The sequence below is a fragment of the Bartonella sp. W8122 genome (assembly GCF_016102485.1).
In the GTDB taxonomy this organism is placed as follows: domain Bacteria; phylum Pseudomonadota; class Alphaproteobacteria; order Rhizobiales; family Rhizobiaceae; genus Bartonella; species Bartonella apihabitans.
The window spans coordinates 1,901,440-1,917,896 of the sequence record NZ_JACFOO010000001.1 but is presented as its reverse complement, the minus strand read 5'-3'; the positions used below and the strand labels follow the sequence as shown (position 1 = coordinate 1,917,896).

Genomic DNA, 16,457 nt, shown 5'->3' with positions numbered 1-16,457 from the left:
GAAATCACCTAATGTTCTCATATAGTTGCAAGGATTAAGGAAATCGGGATAATATCATGGAAACGCACAGTGAATTTATTGTTTCAGATGATTGGTTGAAAGCGCGATTGGGTGATTCCAATCTCTCGGTGCTTGATGCTTCCTGGTATTTGCCCGCCGCCAAACGCAATGGTCGGGATGAATATGAAAAATCCCATATACCGGGTGCTGTATTTTTTGATCATGATAAAGTTTGTGATGAGACATCCGGTCTTCCCCACACGCTTCCGAGCCCTGAAAAGTTCGCACAATTTGCAAGCGAGATGGGTGTCAATGCTGATGATACGATTGTGATCTATGACGGCATCGGGTTTTTCTCGGCGCCACGGGCATGGTGGATGTTTCGTGTTATGGGCGCAAAACATGTTTATGTTCTGGATGGTGGCTTTGTGGGCTGGCAAAAAAAACATTATCCGGTCACCAATGAACCGACAAAGATTAAAAAGGCGTCTTTTCAGGTAAAATTTGAACAAGACAAGGTTGTGCTCATTGACGAGATGCGGCAACTCGTGGACGGCGAAACAACTCAAATAGCCGATGCTCGTGGACATAAAAGATTTTTAGGTGAGGAAGCGGAGCCGAGACCGGGAATGCGTTCAGGCCATATGCCGGGCGCTCATAATATCCCGTTTTCGACTTTATCTACCGATGGTAATTTTAAAGATCTGAACAAGATTAAAACTATTTTTAAGGATGCGGGTATTAATGTCGCGGCTCCGGTTGTAACCACTTGTGGTTCCGGTGTCACGGCTGCGGTGCTTGCTTTGGCGCTCGAGTCATTAGGTAACCATAATGTAAGGCTTTATGATGGGTCATGGAGTGAATGGGGGTCTAAAAAAGATACGCCGGTTGTTACTGGCACTGATGGGGATGAATAATATGCCACATTTTCTCAATGCCCGTGTCACGCATCTGGAAATGTATAAGCGGCCTGCGATGACCGTGCCTTCTCCGATTAATCTGCAAATTGCGATTATGCGCGCCTATCATATGCCCGTCCATTTTTATCGCTATCTTTATGAGCAGATTGGCAAGGCACACCATTGGAATGTCCGTCGGAAAATGACGGACAGAGCTTTGAAAGATCTGATACAATCGGAAAATACAGTTATCCATATCCTTTATGTCGACGGTTGCCCCGCCGGTTTTGCTGAAATAAATCTCAAAGAGCTACCTAAATCTGCCGAAATTGTCTATTTTGGTCTTGTACCGGATTATCAGGGCAGGGGGCTGTCATATTTCTTTTTTAACGAGATATTGCATTCAGTATGGGAATCCAATCCCGATAAAGTCATTATTCAAACCAATACATTGGATAGTCCGCGCGCTTTGCAGCTTTATCAAAAATGTGGTTTCACACCGGTAAGCTACAATGATGTTATGATCGAGCGTTGGGATTGAGTAGGTACTTGGAAAAACTTTATCTTCTGAGAAGGTTATTTGCATAAAGATAAAGGTTTAATTGTTAGCTCGGTACGGGCATCCAATTTACATATCTCGCGAAAGAAGCTGACCTTATCTCATTGTCATTCGTCAAGGGGACAACGCGGTCTAATCGCTAATCGCGTTAATAATGGACATCAATAGCGTGCTTTTCCCCTTGTTTGATGAAAAGTAATGCGGGCATTGGATGATTGCCATTATATTTCAGAAAACTTGTCGTTATTCTCGGTCACTTATATAGTTTGCAGCGGCAGCGATGACTTCAATCTATGATGACCGTATAAAATTCAATTTGAATTTCAGGGTAAGAAATCTCGGCAGCCGAGCAATGGAAGACGCGTGAAGTTATAGACCTTGATCAAAAAACGCTGATGTTTTGTTAAATCAACTATTTCATTTTCGTGAATTTCGATTTTCCGGATTGATTTGAAAAAAAGACTCGGAAATTCACGATATCGAATTTTGTCGGTTCGCACCTTTAAGTTCAATAACGGCAATTAAAATCCGATTTGAAACGGAAGCAATATTTGATCAGAAAACGCCGATACGACGGTATTGAAGAGGTGCATTGGCATGGCTTGCTTGCTCTCCCAACTCTCTGATTTTCTGGTGAAAAGGTGACTTGATGCAAGCGGGGTCTGTTGCTGATGCATCACCTACCAATGCCAATGCCTGACAACGGCAGCCACCAAAATCAATATCGCGTCTTTTGCAGGACCGGCAAGGTTCCGGCATCCAGTCAAATCCGCGGAAGGCGTTGAACGCACTCGAATTATGCCAGATTTCGGAAAGTGTTTTTTCTCCGAATTTATCGAACTGTAACGTTTTAATGGTTCTCGCCGCATGACAGGGCAGAACTGTACCGTCAGGGATGACGACAAAGGCATCGCGAGCCCAGCCGCCCATGCATGGCTTCGGGTAATCGGCAAAATAGTCTGGAATGACATAGTCTATATTGATGATACCCCGTAGCTCCTCGCGATATTTTTCGACTTTTTCCATCTGTTTTTCAAAGTCTTCACGTTTGGGCATCAAGGCATTGCGATTAAGCAATGCCCAACCGGAATATTGAACATTGGCGATTTCTATGCGTTCGGCATCAAGCTTAAGCGCAAGATCGAAATAGGCGTCAAGCTCGTCGATATTGTAACGATGGATCGGTGCATTCAAAGTAAGTGGCAGGCCGAGTTTACGGACAAGTTTTGCTGTTGTTATTTTCTTCTCATATGCGCCTTTATAATGGCCTATCAATTCTGTTGTTTGCGGTGTTGTGCCCTGTAACGATAGTTGTACGTGATCAAGGCCTGCTTCTTTTAGAGCTTCCAATGTTGCTTCCGATAAAGCAACTCCAGCGGTAATAAGGTTCGAGTAAATGGCGCTATCATGAACGGCAGCAACAATTTCTACAAGATCTTTTCGCAATGTTGGTTCGCCACCGGACAAATGCGCTTGTAACACGCCGAGCTTTGCTGCTTCTTTGAAAAGTTTTTCCCAAAAACTCTTATCCTGTTCCTGATCGGCTTTCATGAGTTCCAGCGGGTTGGAACAATAGGGGCATTGAAGCGGGCATCGATAAGTGAGTTCTGCCAGCATACTGATGGGAGGGAAGATTTCTACAGTCATATTTTTACGACAAGTTGGTCGGCCCAATCTTGTAAAAAGGAGTAAACATCGTCAATGATTTCGTGAACCGGAGCATCATAGGTTTCGGATAAAGAAAGAGCAATCTCGCGGGCAGTTTTCGTTCCGTCACAAAGCCGCAATATATCAAGTCCGATTTCATTCGGCCAAAACACCTTTTCCGGTGAAAGCAGCGCGTAAGCCTTCCTCACGGGTTCATATTGGATTCTGACGTGATGAAACAATTCCGGGCGACTTTCGTCGCTCAGAATTTTTCTTTGTTTTGTCAAACGGTCTGCCATCATTCGTTCGAGGTACCGCGAAAAGCGCCAGGGGGAATACGTCCGGCTTCTCCGTAAGCATAATCCAGCGCATCAAGCATTGACCAGAGCACACCGGTTTTGAATATCAAAGCATCTATGACGGCCTGCTGTTTTTCGGGCGTGTCGGCATGTTCGCGCACATAGGCCAATGAAAAACTTGAATCCTTCGGTGCCTGTGTCAATCTCGGTTTGAAATAGGCCAATGTCTCTTCGCTCACATAAGGATATTTTGCCAAAATACCCGGAACACGTTCGGCAATGATTGTCGGTGAAAACAATTCCGTCAATGAAGAAGCAACACCTTCGAGAAGCGGCCTTTGGCGGCAGAAGTTAACATAAGCTTCGACAGCAAAACGCGTTGACCAAAGAGCTTGTCTTTCGCTTTTGACCATCTCTTCATCAAGTCCCAAACCGGTGGCAAGTTTCAACCAGCGCGCAACGCCGCCATCCAGCCCGTTTGTGCCATCATGATCGCTAATCCTGCGGCGCCATTCGGCACGGAAAACCGGATCTTTGGAATTCATCAGAATTGCCGCATCTTTTCGTGGAATGGCTGCCTGATAACAATAGCGGTTCAATGCCCAGGCTTGAAGTTGCAATTTCGTCATTTTGCCAGCCATCATCATTTTATGGTGGGGGTGGTTGATATGGTAACGTTCTTTCCCGATCTGACGTAGTATTTTTTCAAGTTCGTCAGGTGTCAGGCCATTGCGGGCGATATTGTGATAATCAGTCAAAATTGATCTCCATTCCGTCAAATGCAACTTCCCAGCCGGATTGTTCGACTTCATGACGTTCAGCCGAATGATCATCAAGGACCGGGTTACTATTGTTGATATGAATAAATATCTTTCTTGAAACTTTTGCGTTGCACCAGGCTTCGATAGCGCCATCGGCACCCGATATCGACATATGTCCCATGCGTTGTCCGGTTTTGGGACCAAGGCCGGCTGTTATCATTTCGTCATCGCGAAACAAGGTGCCGTCAAAAAACAGGCAATCACTATTTTCTGTCTGATTTTTGACAAAAGAACTCACTTTTGCACAACCCGGAATATAGGAAACCGAGTGATTGTTTTCCTTGTCAAAAATTCTGACGCCAATTGTATCTTCAGTTTCGGAACCGAAATCCTTTTTCTTTTTGTCTTCCAGAAAAAGAGCAATTTTTCCGGGAACCGGAAAAGCCTTGATCTCAATGCCCAAAGGTTCATTATTCACATCAGAAATCTTGGTTAACCTGTTGAGTGGCAATACTATTTTCTTGACTATTGCTGGATCCAGAATGTTGAAAACGGGATTACTATTAAGCACATTGATAACACGTTCCGTTGCGTAAATGACAAAGGGTTGTCTTTCGCGCATGGTCAAAAGACCGGCAATATGGTCAATATCGGCATTGGTGAGAACAACTGCAGAAATCGGGGTTGAACGCAATAGTCCATTCGGGTCTGGAAAAAGTTCCGGAGTGGAATTGATTTGCTGGCGTAAATCGGGCGAAGCGTTAAAGAGTATCCAATGTTTTTTGTCTGCCGAGGCAATGATACTTGATTGGGTGCGGGGTAGGAAACCCGATTGATGGTTGCGCGCATTGCGGCTAAGATAGTAATTGCAATTCCATTGCGGAAAGCCGCCGCCTGCTGCTGATCCTAAAACTTTAATATACATAACGAACTGTCTGATTTGACGTTTTTTATTGACTTGGCGATAGTGCTAAAACTCTTGAATAACCGGCATGACAAATTTTCTGCACTAATATGAACGGATAAATATCCGGTGAAATTTTTTCAAAACTTTGCGGGGTTGATTGCGGAACGATATGTCAACCGGCATGAAGCCGTTTTTTAACGCAACGCCTGCAGAAAAAACTGCAGGCGTCATGTTCAAATCAACGTTTGTTCTTTACTTCCGCTGGCAAGTAACGGGAAATTTCCATTCCTGCAGCGACTTGACACATAGACGGTTTTTTCCATGTTTTTTTCACGGTTTTTCTCCTTCAATATTCGGGTTTATTGCTTCTGCCGGATAGACCGGAAGAAGCTTTTTCAAAAAGGGCAGAATGTCCCTTTTATTTTTTATCCGGCAAACTGTAGGCGATTACCAGATCGGAACGGTTTTTGTTGGTTCCTGTGCGTGTGGCACCACCCACAACGGCTACGATATATTGTTTTCCATCTTTGCCGATATATGACATTGGTGCACCTTGTCCGCCAACGGGCAGACGACCGCGCCAGAGTTCTTTACCGGTGTCGCTATCAAATGCACGGATGTAATAATCAAGCGAACCATGGAAGAATGTCAATCCACCGCCGGTAACAAGCGGCCCGCCCATTGTTGGCATTCCAATCGGGATATAAACGCCGGGGACAAATCCGTGAACCGGTGCATCCTGAATAGAGCCAAGCGGAACCTGCCATTTTGTTTTTCCGGTAACAAGGTCGATAGCCGTCAATGAACCGAATGGCGGTTTAAAGCACGGTACACCGAGCGGAGAAACAAACATTGAGCGTTCAACACCCCATGGAGTACCGGTTTGCGTTGAATATTCGCCTTCAGTGGTTGGCTTCAAACCGATTTCCTTGGCGACATCCTGTTTTATGAAACGGCCCCATTGTGCCATGCGTATATCATTGACGATAAGCGTACCGGTTGCAGCATCGATTGCGCCGCCACCCCAGTTCATGCCGCCATAATAGCCGGGGAAAATAAGAGTGCGTTTCTTATCCGACAATGGTGTCCATTCGCCTTCCCAACGCATCGATTTGAATGCGATACGGCAAACGAGTTGATCGAAGATTGTGCCACCCCACATATCGGATTCTTTAAGTCTTTCTGTGCCGACTGAAAGAGCCGAGAAGGGTTGTGTCGGTGCAACATTCATGCCCGGCATCGCATCTGTGGCGACAGCGCGTTGCTGGACCGGATAGACTGGTTGACCATTGCGGCGGTCAAGAACAAAAATCTCGCCACGTTTTGTCAACTGGATAACAACCGGTACAACGGAACCATCAGGTCTTGGAAGGTCATAAAGTATAGGCTGGGACGAAACGTCATAGTCGAACTGGTCGATATTGGCAGTCCTGAAATGCCAGGCTTCCTTACCTGTTTTTATGTCTACCGCGACGATAGAGTCATTATATTCATCCGAATAAGGGTGGCGATTGCCTGTCCAGAAGTCCGGTGTCTGGTTACCTGTCGGGAAATAGACAAGGTGAAGCTTCGGATCATAGGCGGCTGTGCCCCAGAAATTCGGTGTTTCAGGCGCATAGGTTTGACCGGCTGGAAGCGGAGTGCTGTCTTTTGCACCGCGTGCTGCATCCCATGCCCAGAGAATTTTACCGGTAATGGCATCAAAACCACGGACAACACCGGAAGGTTCGCCAACTGTCAGGTTATCGTTCAACCGTCCACCAACGACAATCACGCCTTCGGCAACAAGCGGAGCGGAGGTGATATTGTATGAGCCCTGATCGCTTGTTGGAGGTTCTTTTGTAAGACCAACAGTCAGGTCAACAAAACCATTGTCGCCAAAGCCGTCACAAAGCTTGCCGGTTTCAGCGTCAAGTGTGAAGAGACGTGCGTCAATTGTGGTTACAACAATACGTTTGCGACAAACCGTCGGAAGGGCAGCCTCGGTATTGCTGCTGTTTTCGTTATCACCGTTTGATGCTGAATAATTGGCAGCAGCCTGTTGATACTGCTCTGTGAGGTCCGTATAGCCAACGCCACGGCATCTCTTCCAGCCTTTTGTACTCTGGAAGATTTTCGGCTTCGGATCATATTTCCATTTTTCAGTACCGGTTGTTGCATCAAGTGCGATAATTTTATTGAGCGGTGTGCAAAGGTAAACCGTGTCATCCACTTTGAGTGGCGTAACCTGATATTCTGCACCGTCGATTGCAAGATCACCTGTATGATAAGTCCAGGCAACTTTCAAATCCTTTACGTTGGATTTGTTGATCTGGTCGAACTGGGCATAACGGTTGCCTTTGGTGTTGCGCCCCCATGCAGGCCAATCATTTCCGCTGTCCTTTCCTGCATCTTCATAGACAACAGGCGACTTTTCGCCACTTGCTGTTACCAATGCATGCGGACGCGGCATATTGGCGAGAACCGCAATAACAGCGATGGCAAGGACCACAGAGCTGACCGTTGCGAACATTGCGGAAAACGACTTTACGCCATTTTTCTTGAGCAATGCCGGCGAAATGATAGAAACGACCAAAGCAAAAACGAGAAATACCATAATTCTTGGCACAAGCTGCCAAAAATCGAAGCCGACTTCCCAAAATGCCCATAAAAGATCAACAATGAGCAGCCCATAGGCAACCCATAAAGCCGAAGCACGACGTCTGAAAACGTCGATGCCGATCACCATCATGGCTATACCGGCAATGGCATAAAACCAGGAACCGCCTAGTGCTATGAGCCAGATACCGCCAATGGTGAGTGCTAGCCCCAATAAGAGGGCAATGATCCCAAGGACGCGTAGCGTCCATATTTTCCAATTTGTCATTTATACTCCCAATCTATTGGATTACCTCGCCCATCAATCAAGAGACCGACAAATTTTCGATGCACCGCTTCAATAAATTCCGTTTCAGCTTGATCAATTAGCAATTTTTCGAGAAAACAAAGGTTAGAAGCCTTTCAAAATATGCAGATGTCGGGAAATTCTCATTTCCGGTTTAACCTGCGACATTTTGTCTCCAATTTTGTCTAGTCTGACAATAGCAAAGCAGCAAGGCTTGGGGCGTCACTAAAATGACGCAATTGACGCAATTAAAAACTTGCCTTTTCAGATATTTGTTTTGCAAAAAATTTTAAACTCTGGCTGTCTCAGATGAGTACCGTGATTTCCCGCCAGAATCGGGGCTGCTGCATTGGCTATTGCCCACGCGACTTGTGTGTCGACATCCTGATCGAGAACGAAGTCAATCACGTCTTGTTGAAGAAGCAATTTGTGCTGAACGCTCAATTCATGGCTGATCCACTTTGGCCGGTCAGGCATTTTTTTCAGAATATCGCCGATAGCGTCCGGTGCATGAACTGCCGAATATATTCCGACGATATGATGTTTTTTTAATGTCTGGAGCACAATCGTGCTCGTCATATCGTCATCTTCACTGGTTTCGTGAATGATAACCGGACAGTGTTGATCGATTATTTTCAGAAAGCCCACAACACGATCGCGATGTTCACGCCGTTTGTTCGAACCTTGAATAACAAGAACCTCTCCGTCATTGCGCAATAATCCATTCATTAATTGTCCGGCAGTTTCACCCTGAACAAAATTGTCAACGCCACCATAAAGATGGTCGACATCAATCGGTACGTCATTGACAATCGTGACAATCTGCTCGCCACGTTTTGCCACTTCACGAAGTGCGGGGATTGCAGCTTCATCCGATCCGGCTGCTATGATGAGCGCATTGCGCTGGAAAGGAGGCGTTAAAATCGCTTTATAAAGGTTATCGTGGTCGCCTTCGGGAATGAGTGTGCGATGTAATGAAATATATGACGGTAAATTGCGGGCATGAATTTGCGCTAACGCGTCAATTTCTCCCCATAAAGGGGAGTGGTTGCGGGGCGCATTTTTGGGAATAATAAGTTCGATACGGTATGTGCCATGCCAGAGATCCGGCAGGACGCGTTTCATACCGAGTTCCCGCGCAGCCGCAATAATTTTTTTGCGGGTCGTTTCCGATACACTTCCACGTTCATTCAAAACACGATCGACCGTGCTCCGGCTCATCCCCGTCAGCCTTGCTATATCGGATGTGTTTACACGTTTAATCCCGGCTTTTCTGAAACGTGAACAAGCTATAGCTGACAAAAATTCTTCTCCCGAAATTATATCCCGAAAATTGACATCGAAATTGCACTGAAGAAATACTGCAATCCCTTTTCAAAAACATGCCAACGTATCAAAGCAGATCAAACGTGTCCGGACTTAGGAATATCAAGAACACGATGAGCTTTTTGATTAATGTTTGGTATCTCTTGAAAAGAGGCGATTAATAATAACATAAAGCTTGATTTAAAAACCCATTTTCCGGCTCTGTAACAGCTTTTTGAAGAGGTAAAATAATTTCAAGAAACAAATATCATTATGTGAATGGCTATCAATTCAAGTAAATAAACTTGAATAAATTATATAATATATATTAAGAAAAACAGCTTAAATTGAATATTATTATTTTTTATGATTAAAATATATTAATATATAATCAAATTAAAATTATAAAAATTCCTCTCATATTATTATCCGGTTTTTCAAATTGCAAAACTTTGATAATGGTGAGGGCGTTATTTACCCCTATGCACCCCACTAAGTGATAATGCCGGAAAGGATGCTTTTTGGTGGTTTTGCCGGAAATTTTCATGACCCATATGTTTTTACAGGCTTTTTTGTCGGCTCCTTTATATCGGCTCCTTTATAGATGGAGTATTTATTAACGCAGTCTATTTCAGCTTCTATCATCACCTCCACATGTCGGTTTTATAAAGTCTGAGAAAAGTATAATTTTTAACCGCATTACCAAAAAACGCGTCGCCCCTGATTGCAAACTGCTTTTGTGAAGCACAAGAGCGATAGTTTATGTGATTTTCATCCGGTTTCCGACGCCGGCAATTTATGAGTGATAAACTTCAATCAATCGGGATTTTTTTAAAAAATTCAGCTCGTTTTGATGTGGTGGCGAGTAATCGGATTTTCGTCCGGTTAAAACAAGCTTGAACATTGCTGCCGACGGATCGCGCGTTTCTGAAAACGCGTTCAATCATGGTCGTCAAATCGGTTATCAATAACATGTTGAATCAGGGCGCAGACTTGATAGCCAATGCCGGCATTCGTGCAGCCAGAAGTTCTGTTGCAGAGGGTGGCAATAATCCATGGCAGATGAATTTGATGCCGTTCTTTGTTATTGACGGTAGCTCGAACCGTTACAAGACAGGAAGTCATGCAGATGTTGACGGTTTCAATATGGCTGTCGGCTTGGCAACCGGTTTTGAACTTGCAGACAAACATCCGGTAACACTCGGTGCATTCTTCGAATATGGCCGTGGTACCTATGACACTTCTAATAGCTTTGCCAATTATGCATCGGTTCATGGTGACGGTGACACACACTATACAGGTGGTGGTGTTCTTGGTCGGATCGATTTTGCCGGTACAGGTTTGGGTCTTGTCAACAAGCTTGACGCAGGTCAGGCAGACGGGCTTTATGCGGAAGCATCGTTCCGTGCCGGTCATATAGATACCGATTTCGACACAGATGACTTGTTGGGCGAATTCGGCGTGGGGAGTGATTACGACAGTGGTGCGGACTATTACGGCCTGCATGGTGGTGTCGGTTATGTCATGAATTTCGACGAACGTAATTCGGTTGACGTCTATGGCCGCTATTTCTGGATGAGAGTCGATAGCGAAACCGTTGATGTCGGTCGTGACCGTTTGCACTTTGATGAAGCTGATAGCTCGCGTTTACGCATCGGCACCCGATATACAATGATTTATAACCAACAGCTCAAGCCATATGTCGGTATTGCTTACGATCATGAATTTGATGGTGAAGTTGCAGCCCGTGCTTATGGATTTAAACTGGACAAGCCGTCGCTTGAAGGTGACACAGGCATTGTGGAAGCAGGTATTTCGATGAAGCCTGTCAGCACGATTGATGCTTTGAGTGTTGATGTAACCGGTCAGGGCTTCATTGGTAGACGTGAAGGCGGTGGTGGCGGCCTCAAGATCAAATACCAGTTCTGATCAGCCGCGATTGACGAACTGTAAAAATTTGTTTTTCTAAATTATCAAGAAATACGACAGATAAAACCTCTCCTTTTAAAAAAGGAGAGGTTTTATTTTGTTGAATTCATTTAACTTATCAGGAGAATATGATTAAGCGGCAGCTTTTGATATAAAAGAAATATTATAAGACGTGAATTTAGAAAATTTTGTATACTTCAATAGGTGTTGCTGCAATCTCGAATAAGATGTTGCACAGTTAGAAAATTATCCGGATTTCTATCGGGCAAGAAAATTGTAAAACCTATTTTAAAAATGTCAGGGTCTTTCCGAATGTACCAACTTCATATTGCTAACAAAAATTACTCCTCATGGTCACTACGGCCATGGGTGCTTATGAAAACTCTCGGTATAAAATTCGAGGAAATAAGCCATAGCTTCAAGCCGGATAATTTTGATCGGTTCAAGGTGTTTTCGCCATCTGCAAAAGTTCCGGTTCTGATCAATGGAAATGTGACAATATGGGATAGTCTGGCAATAACGGAATATTTGTTTGAAAGCCATGCTTCCGTTTGGCCGGAACAACGTATTGCCCGGGCGTGGGCGCGTTCGGCCGCAGCGGAAATGCACTCTTCATTTCAAGCGTTGCGTACCTGCTGCCCGATGTCTGTTGGTGTTGTCGCAAAGTTGAAACAAATGACAGTGGATTTGGAAAAAGACATTCGCAGATTGGATGAATTATTTCTGTCAGGCCTTGAAGAATTCTCCGGTCCGTTTCTGGCGGGGGACAAGTTTACAGCGGTTGATGCTTTTTTCTGTCCGGTGGCTTTTCGGGTTAAAAACTACAATCTTTTGTTAAATAGGAAATCATTAGACTATGTGGAAAAATTGCTTGCACTTCCCGCAATGCAGGAATGGGAAGAGCGGGCTTTGGAAGAGCCAGAAAGAGATCTTAGGCAAGAAGCGGAGCTTGATCGCTATGCCAATCGTGAAGAGGATCACAGAAGAAATTGATAAATCATTCAATGGTGTTTCTAAAGTTCTATGGAAATATTTTTAGCGTAGAAAATTGTCTTTCCACATCACTTCTGCAAACTGCTTTATAGCGCTCAGGATGCCGCAGCGACATGAGAGGTTGCATCTTTTCTATAGCAACTGTTTCAACCTCTTCGCTCGCCTTAATCAGGAATTCGAAAAAAATAATCCTTCCAGTTACAAAACCTTTCTATGGATAGAAAAAGTTTCCCGTTTTGAATGTGGTTGGCGTAGTTTTATGAGAAAGACCGGCAAGAACATATGGCTAAAAGGGCCGATGTTCGTTCAGATGTTTAATTCAGATGAAACTGATGAACATGGCATATTGAAATATGCCAATAGAACAGCGCAAAAATGTTTGTAACGCGTTGCAAAGAAAGAACGAACGGACTTCCAGAAACTTTATAACAACGAATAATTTGAAAGATATTTCTTAAAGCTCAAAAAAATGTCCTGACCGCTATTACATATAATTCCTATACAAGCCATAACAGCGAACGTTTGGTCTAAATAAGCTATTTCGGAAAACTTCATCACCAGAACAGACAAGAATTAAGTGGCTCCCCGGGCCGGATTCGAACCAGCGACCAACCGGTTAACAGCCGGTTGCTCTACCACTGAGCTACCGGGGAATGGCGCTCACTTGTGTGATGCAGCAGGGCTATAGCAAATGAATTTATGTTTTGCAAATAGGGAAATGATATTTTTTTAAAAAAATCTCGTGACGACTTTAATAGAAGCATCAATTTCAACAAATTATCCGTAAAATTGGCCTTTTTGGCAAGCTATTGATGAAAGACACGGCCTTCGTCCGAGCCGACAAAAAGGATGAAACCATTATTTTTTTAACGCAATAAAGCCGCAGCTCTACGCAAGAAGGGATTTTTCCAAGACTCACTTTTTGAAAAGAGGATTGTTCTTAGAAGTTTTTGTTGCCATTCCGGTTATTTTTGATGTTTGCACATAAAACCGGTTCCGATTTTTAACTTCCGGACAAAAGGGTCATCATATTTCACCACAACATGATCGTAGCCGGTAAATTTTTTTTAGATATGTCAGGAAAAGGCATCAAATTATTTTTCACTACACACCATACAAAACTCCGAAGCGCAATCATTGGAAAAGATTTATCAAAAAATACACATAATCATAATCGGGTATCTTGACGGAAGCGTTCGCTTAACTTAATGACCTACGTACATTTTTGAGGCCTCGTGGCGGAACGGTTACGCAGAGGACTGCAAATCCTTGTAACCCGGTTCGATTCCGGGCGAGGCCTCCACTTAATCGCTTACGTCTTCCCGTTTTTCCCCATATTATTTCATAAAAGTATTTTTGATGAGGGGAGAAATTTATCTGTTCTTTCAGAGCGTGAGCGAGGTTCTTCCCGGGGGCACTGTTTTTCATAATTCCGGAAAATTGATGTGAGGGCAAAAACATTTGTTCAGATTCTGTTTATTTTATCGATTTTGCCCATAAAGTTTTTAACGATAGGAAATGGTTGTTATCACGAACTTGGCGGCTAAATGCCGATTTCGGACAATGAGGACAAAATGCCGGTAGGTCAGAGGTACTTCCACCCTGATTTTGAACTCCAGGCTCACCAAAAGCCCGGGTTTTTTGTGATCACCGAGTTTTTTGTGATCAAATTCATTTTCTGTGGTATATGGACTCGCAAACGGAACTATTAAGTGGGAAAAACCCTATTTGCTGATTTCTTGAGCGGAAAACAGGCCCGGAAAATCTTGTGATTGACTGTAGCCGTGTTTTTTGCGACACCTCACAGGGTATATATTTCCGTTACAGCATTTTACGTGGTGGATTAAAAAGGAAGTTCGGTTATGGCAGCAGATTTTTCAATGCTCAGACAGAGAATGGTAGACGGGCAGATTCGGACCGTGGATGTCACGAAGCTGGGAGTTCTGGCAGCATTTTTGACCGTTCCCCGCGAAAAGTTCGTGCCAGAAAACCTGAGGGAATTAAGCTATACAGACGAGGCGATTCCGTTGACGGCTTCACGCGCCGGAGGGCGTGGACGTTACCTTATGAAACCTGCCGCTTTGGCAAAACTGTTGCAGGCGGCCGATATCAAGTCTGAAGATGTTGTGCTCGATATCGGTGCAGGTACGGGATATAGCGCCGCACTTTTGTCCAAATTGGCAAGCTCGGTCATTGCTTTGGAAGAAGATGAAAAATTGGCAGCTTATGCCAATGAAAATTTGCAAAATGGCAGTTATGACAATGTCGTTGTTGTGAAGGGGCCGTTGACAAAAGGTTACGCGGAAGAAGGTCCGTTCGACGTGATTTTGCTGGAAGGGGCTGTGGATTTTATACCCGAAGGCCTTTTTGCACAGCTTAGGGAAGGCGGAAGACTTCTCGTTGCAGAGGGGCAAGGAAATTCTGCGGTTGCGCGCCTTTATATGAAAGAAGACGGCGTTGTTTCGGCTCGCCGCTTGTTCAACCTAGCAATCAATCCTTTGGAAGGGTTTGTAAAAACACCGGAATTCGTATTCTAAATGTTCCTCTTAAGGGTTGCGCTTGTGCAACGTTTTGATTTTTAATGCCTTGATCCATTGCTTTTTTGCGACGGTCGAGTAAATAGTAACAACTCGTCGGGGTAAGACGAGTTACGAAAAGTTTTTGAATAGAGGTGTAGCTGTGGTGAAAACAAAAAAAGCTCTTTTGTCGGCTTTGTTGCTATCAGGCGTTGTTTTTGCAACGCAATCGGTGCATGCCGAAACGCTCATGGGGGCTCTCGCCAAAGCTTACACGAATAATGGCAATTTGAACAGTGAAAGAGCAAGTGCACGTATTCTTGACGAGGATATAGCTATCGCTAAATCGAATTTCCGCCCACAGATCGAAGGGTTTGGCTCCTATGCGCGTGGGCGCAGCGCCGCTACAACTTACTATACAACCACCGGTTCACTGGGTGTGCAATTAAGCCAGAAAGTCTTTGATGGCTTTGTTACCAAGAACACGGTTGCTTCGGCAGAGGTCAAGGCACAGGCGCAACGGGAATATCTTCGAAATACCGAACAGAATATGCTGGTAAATGCAGCAACTGCCTATGCCAATGTTTTCCAATATCGCCAAATTGCAGAATTGCGCCGTCAGAACCTTGCAGCGCTTGAAGAACAGGTTCGCGCTGACAAAGCAAAACTTGATGTTGGTGAAGGAACGAGAACCGATCTGGCACAATCGGAAGCAGCGCGTTCGGTTGCAGTATCCGAGCTTAGTCTCGCACGTGCCGATGTCAAATCGGCCGAAGCAGTTTATCGGCAGGTTATCGGGGCTGATCCGGACAAGTTGGAGCGGCCTCCGGTTTCTAAAGCTCTGCCGGCCTCGCCGGATGCAGGATACAAAATCGGAGCAGCGACTCACCCTGCGATTCTCTATTCGAAATATCTGATTGATGCGAGCTCCTATAATGTGAAAGCAAAGGAAGGTGCTTTGCTTCCGCAAGTCGATTTATCGGCAAGCACTTCCTATAACCAGATTTATAATGGCCCCGGTGATGGTGGCCGGTCCAACTCTGTTGGCGTTTCCATTAATGTTCCTATCTATCAGGGCGGGCGTACTTCGGCCCAGATCCGGCAGTCAAAAGAACAGCTCGGGCAAGCAAGAATCCAGTTGGATCTTGCTCAGGATAGTGTTCGCGAAAATATGTCCTCTTCCTGGTCCCAACTGGAAGGTGCTCGTGCTTCGGTAATCGCTTATCGTGACAGTGTTCGTGCTGCTGAAATTGCTCTTGATGGTCGGGTACAGGAAAATCGCGTTGGTCAAGCGACAACTCTGGACGTTTTGAATTCACGCACCCAACTTATTGATGCACAGATTTCTCTGGTTACAGCCGAACGGAATGTTGTGGTAGCAAGCTATAATGTCCAGTCCGCAATTGGTAAAATGACAGCCGCTCAATTGGGATTGCATGTCGTTAAATATGATCCGGAAGAACACAACAAGGCAGTGAAGGATAAATGGATTGGTGTGCGCACACCGGATGGTCGCTAAGTTTAGCTGACAAGACGTTTTTTTCATTGTCGTTCAAAAGAACAAAATGAGGGTGCAATGGTAATCCATGCGCCCTTTTATTTTTAAAAATTTCAGATTTTTTATTTCCGAATAGAAAACGCATAAATAACGCATGATTTTTTCACATTAATTTAAAATAGAAATTTCTTTTAGATATAATCAATATTATTTTTGAGAAGAAAAATATTGAAAAACTAATTTAAATGAATGGTTTTTAT

At 44.4% G+C, this 16,457-nt stretch carries 12 protein-coding genes and 2 tRNA genes; 7 read left to right on the top strand and 7 right to left on the bottom strand.

Annotation, left to right across the window (positions count from 1 at the left end; all coding sequences use genetic code 11):
• The first annotated feature begins 56 nt into the window (after positions 1–56).
• Both sseA and H3S83_RS08410 read left to right on the top strand, forming a co-directional pair.
• Positions 57–917, top strand: a complete 861-nt coding sequence (sseA, locus tag H3S83_RS08415; protein ID WP_198239412.1) for a 3-mercaptopyruvate sulfurtransferase — start codon at positions 57–59, stop codon at positions 915–917.
• Position 918: 1 nt separating this feature from the next.
• Positions 919–1,440, top strand: a complete 522-nt coding sequence (locus tag H3S83_RS08410) for an N-acetyltransferase (protein WP_198239411.1) — start codon at positions 919–921, stop codon at positions 1,438–1,440.
• 573 nt (positions 1,441–2,013) lie between these two features.
• Here the strand turns inward: H3S83_RS08410 and pqqE are convergent.
• From pqqE to H3S83_RS08380, 6 genes are all read right to left on the bottom strand, one after another.
• Positions 2,014–3,105: a pyrroloquinoline quinone biosynthesis protein PqqE gene (gene pqqE / locus H3S83_RS08405; protein WP_198239410.1), complete on the bottom strand. Its 1,092-nt coding sequence runs from the start codon at positions 3,103–3,105 to the stop codon at positions 2,014–2,016.
• The gene (gene pqqD / locus H3S83_RS08400) at positions 3,102–3,407 is read right to left on the bottom strand and encodes a pyrroloquinoline quinone biosynthesis peptide chaperone PqqD (RefSeq protein ID WP_198239409.1); all 306 of its coding nucleotides are present in this window, start codon (positions 3,405–3,407) and stop codon (positions 3,102–3,104) included. The genes pqqE and pqqD overlap by 4 nt, the downstream gene beginning before the upstream one ends.
• The gene (gene pqqC, locus H3S83_RS08395) at positions 3,404–4,162 is read right to left on the bottom strand and encodes a pyrroloquinoline-quinone synthase PqqC (RefSeq protein ID WP_198212394.1); all 759 of its coding nucleotides are present in this window, start codon (positions 4,160–4,162) and stop codon (positions 3,404–3,406) included. Before pqqC ends, pqqD begins: the two co-directional genes overlap by 4 nt.
• Entirely contained in the window at positions 4,155–5,090 is a 936-nt protein-coding gene (pqqB, locus tag H3S83_RS08390; RefSeq protein WP_198239408.1) for a pyrroloquinoline quinone biosynthesis protein PqqB, read from the bottom strand. Before pqqB ends, pqqC begins: the two co-directional genes overlap by 8 nt.
• Before the next feature lie 400 nt (positions 5,091–5,490).
• Positions 5,491–7,938: a membrane-bound PQQ-dependent dehydrogenase, glucose/quinate/shikimate family gene (locus H3S83_RS08385; protein ID WP_198239407.1), complete on the bottom strand. Its 2,448-nt coding sequence runs from the start codon at positions 7,936–7,938 to the stop codon at positions 5,491–5,493.
• Between the two features lie 282 nt (positions 7,939–8,220).
• On the bottom strand, positions 8,221–9,258 hold the full coding sequence (locus H3S83_RS08380; RefSeq protein ID WP_255520571.1) for a LacI family DNA-binding transcriptional regulator: 1,038 nt from the start codon (positions 9,256–9,258) through the stop codon (positions 8,221–8,223).
• A gap of 948 nt (positions 9,259–10,206) precedes the next feature.
• Here H3S83_RS08380 and H3S83_RS08375 point away from each other — a divergent pair.
• Together H3S83_RS08375 and H3S83_RS08370 are read left to right on the top strand one after the other, a co-directional pair.
• Complete coding sequence (locus tag H3S83_RS08375; protein ID WP_198239406.1) at positions 10,207–11,190, top strand: autotransporter outer membrane beta-barrel domain-containing protein; 984 nt, start codon at positions 10,207–10,209, stop codon at positions 11,188–11,190.
• A 312-nt stretch (positions 11,191–11,502) separates the two neighbouring features.
• Positions 11,503–12,183: a glutathione S-transferase gene (locus H3S83_RS08370; RefSeq protein ID WP_198239405.1), complete on the top strand. Its 681-nt coding sequence runs from the start codon at positions 11,503–11,505 to the stop codon at positions 12,181–12,183.
• Between the two features lie 578 nt (positions 12,184–12,761).
• Here the strand turns inward: H3S83_RS08370 and H3S83_RS08365 are convergent.
• Positions 12,762–12,836: transfer RNA gene (locus H3S83_RS08365), tRNA-Asn, on the bottom strand.
• 576 nt (positions 12,837–13,412) lie between these two features.
• Here H3S83_RS08365 and H3S83_RS08360 point away from each other — a divergent pair.
• The 3 genes from H3S83_RS08360 to H3S83_RS08350 all read left to right on the top strand — a co-directional run bounded on the left by H3S83_RS08360 (position 13,413) and on the right by H3S83_RS08350 (position 16,218).
• Positions 13,413–13,486 (top strand) — tRNA-Cys (locus tag H3S83_RS08360).
• A 559-nt stretch (positions 13,487–14,045) separates the two neighbouring features.
• Positions 14,046–14,720, top strand: coding sequence for a protein-L-isoaspartate O-methyltransferase (locus H3S83_RS08355; RefSeq protein WP_077971865.1), 675 nt, complete (start codon positions 14,046–14,048; stop codon positions 14,718–14,720).
• Between the two features lie 142 nt (positions 14,721–14,862).
• On the top strand, positions 14,863–16,218 hold the full coding sequence (locus H3S83_RS08350; protein ID WP_077971863.1) for a TolC family outer membrane protein: 1,356 nt from the start codon (positions 14,863–14,865) through the stop codon (positions 16,216–16,218).
• Positions 16,219–16,457: the final 239 nt, after the last annotated feature.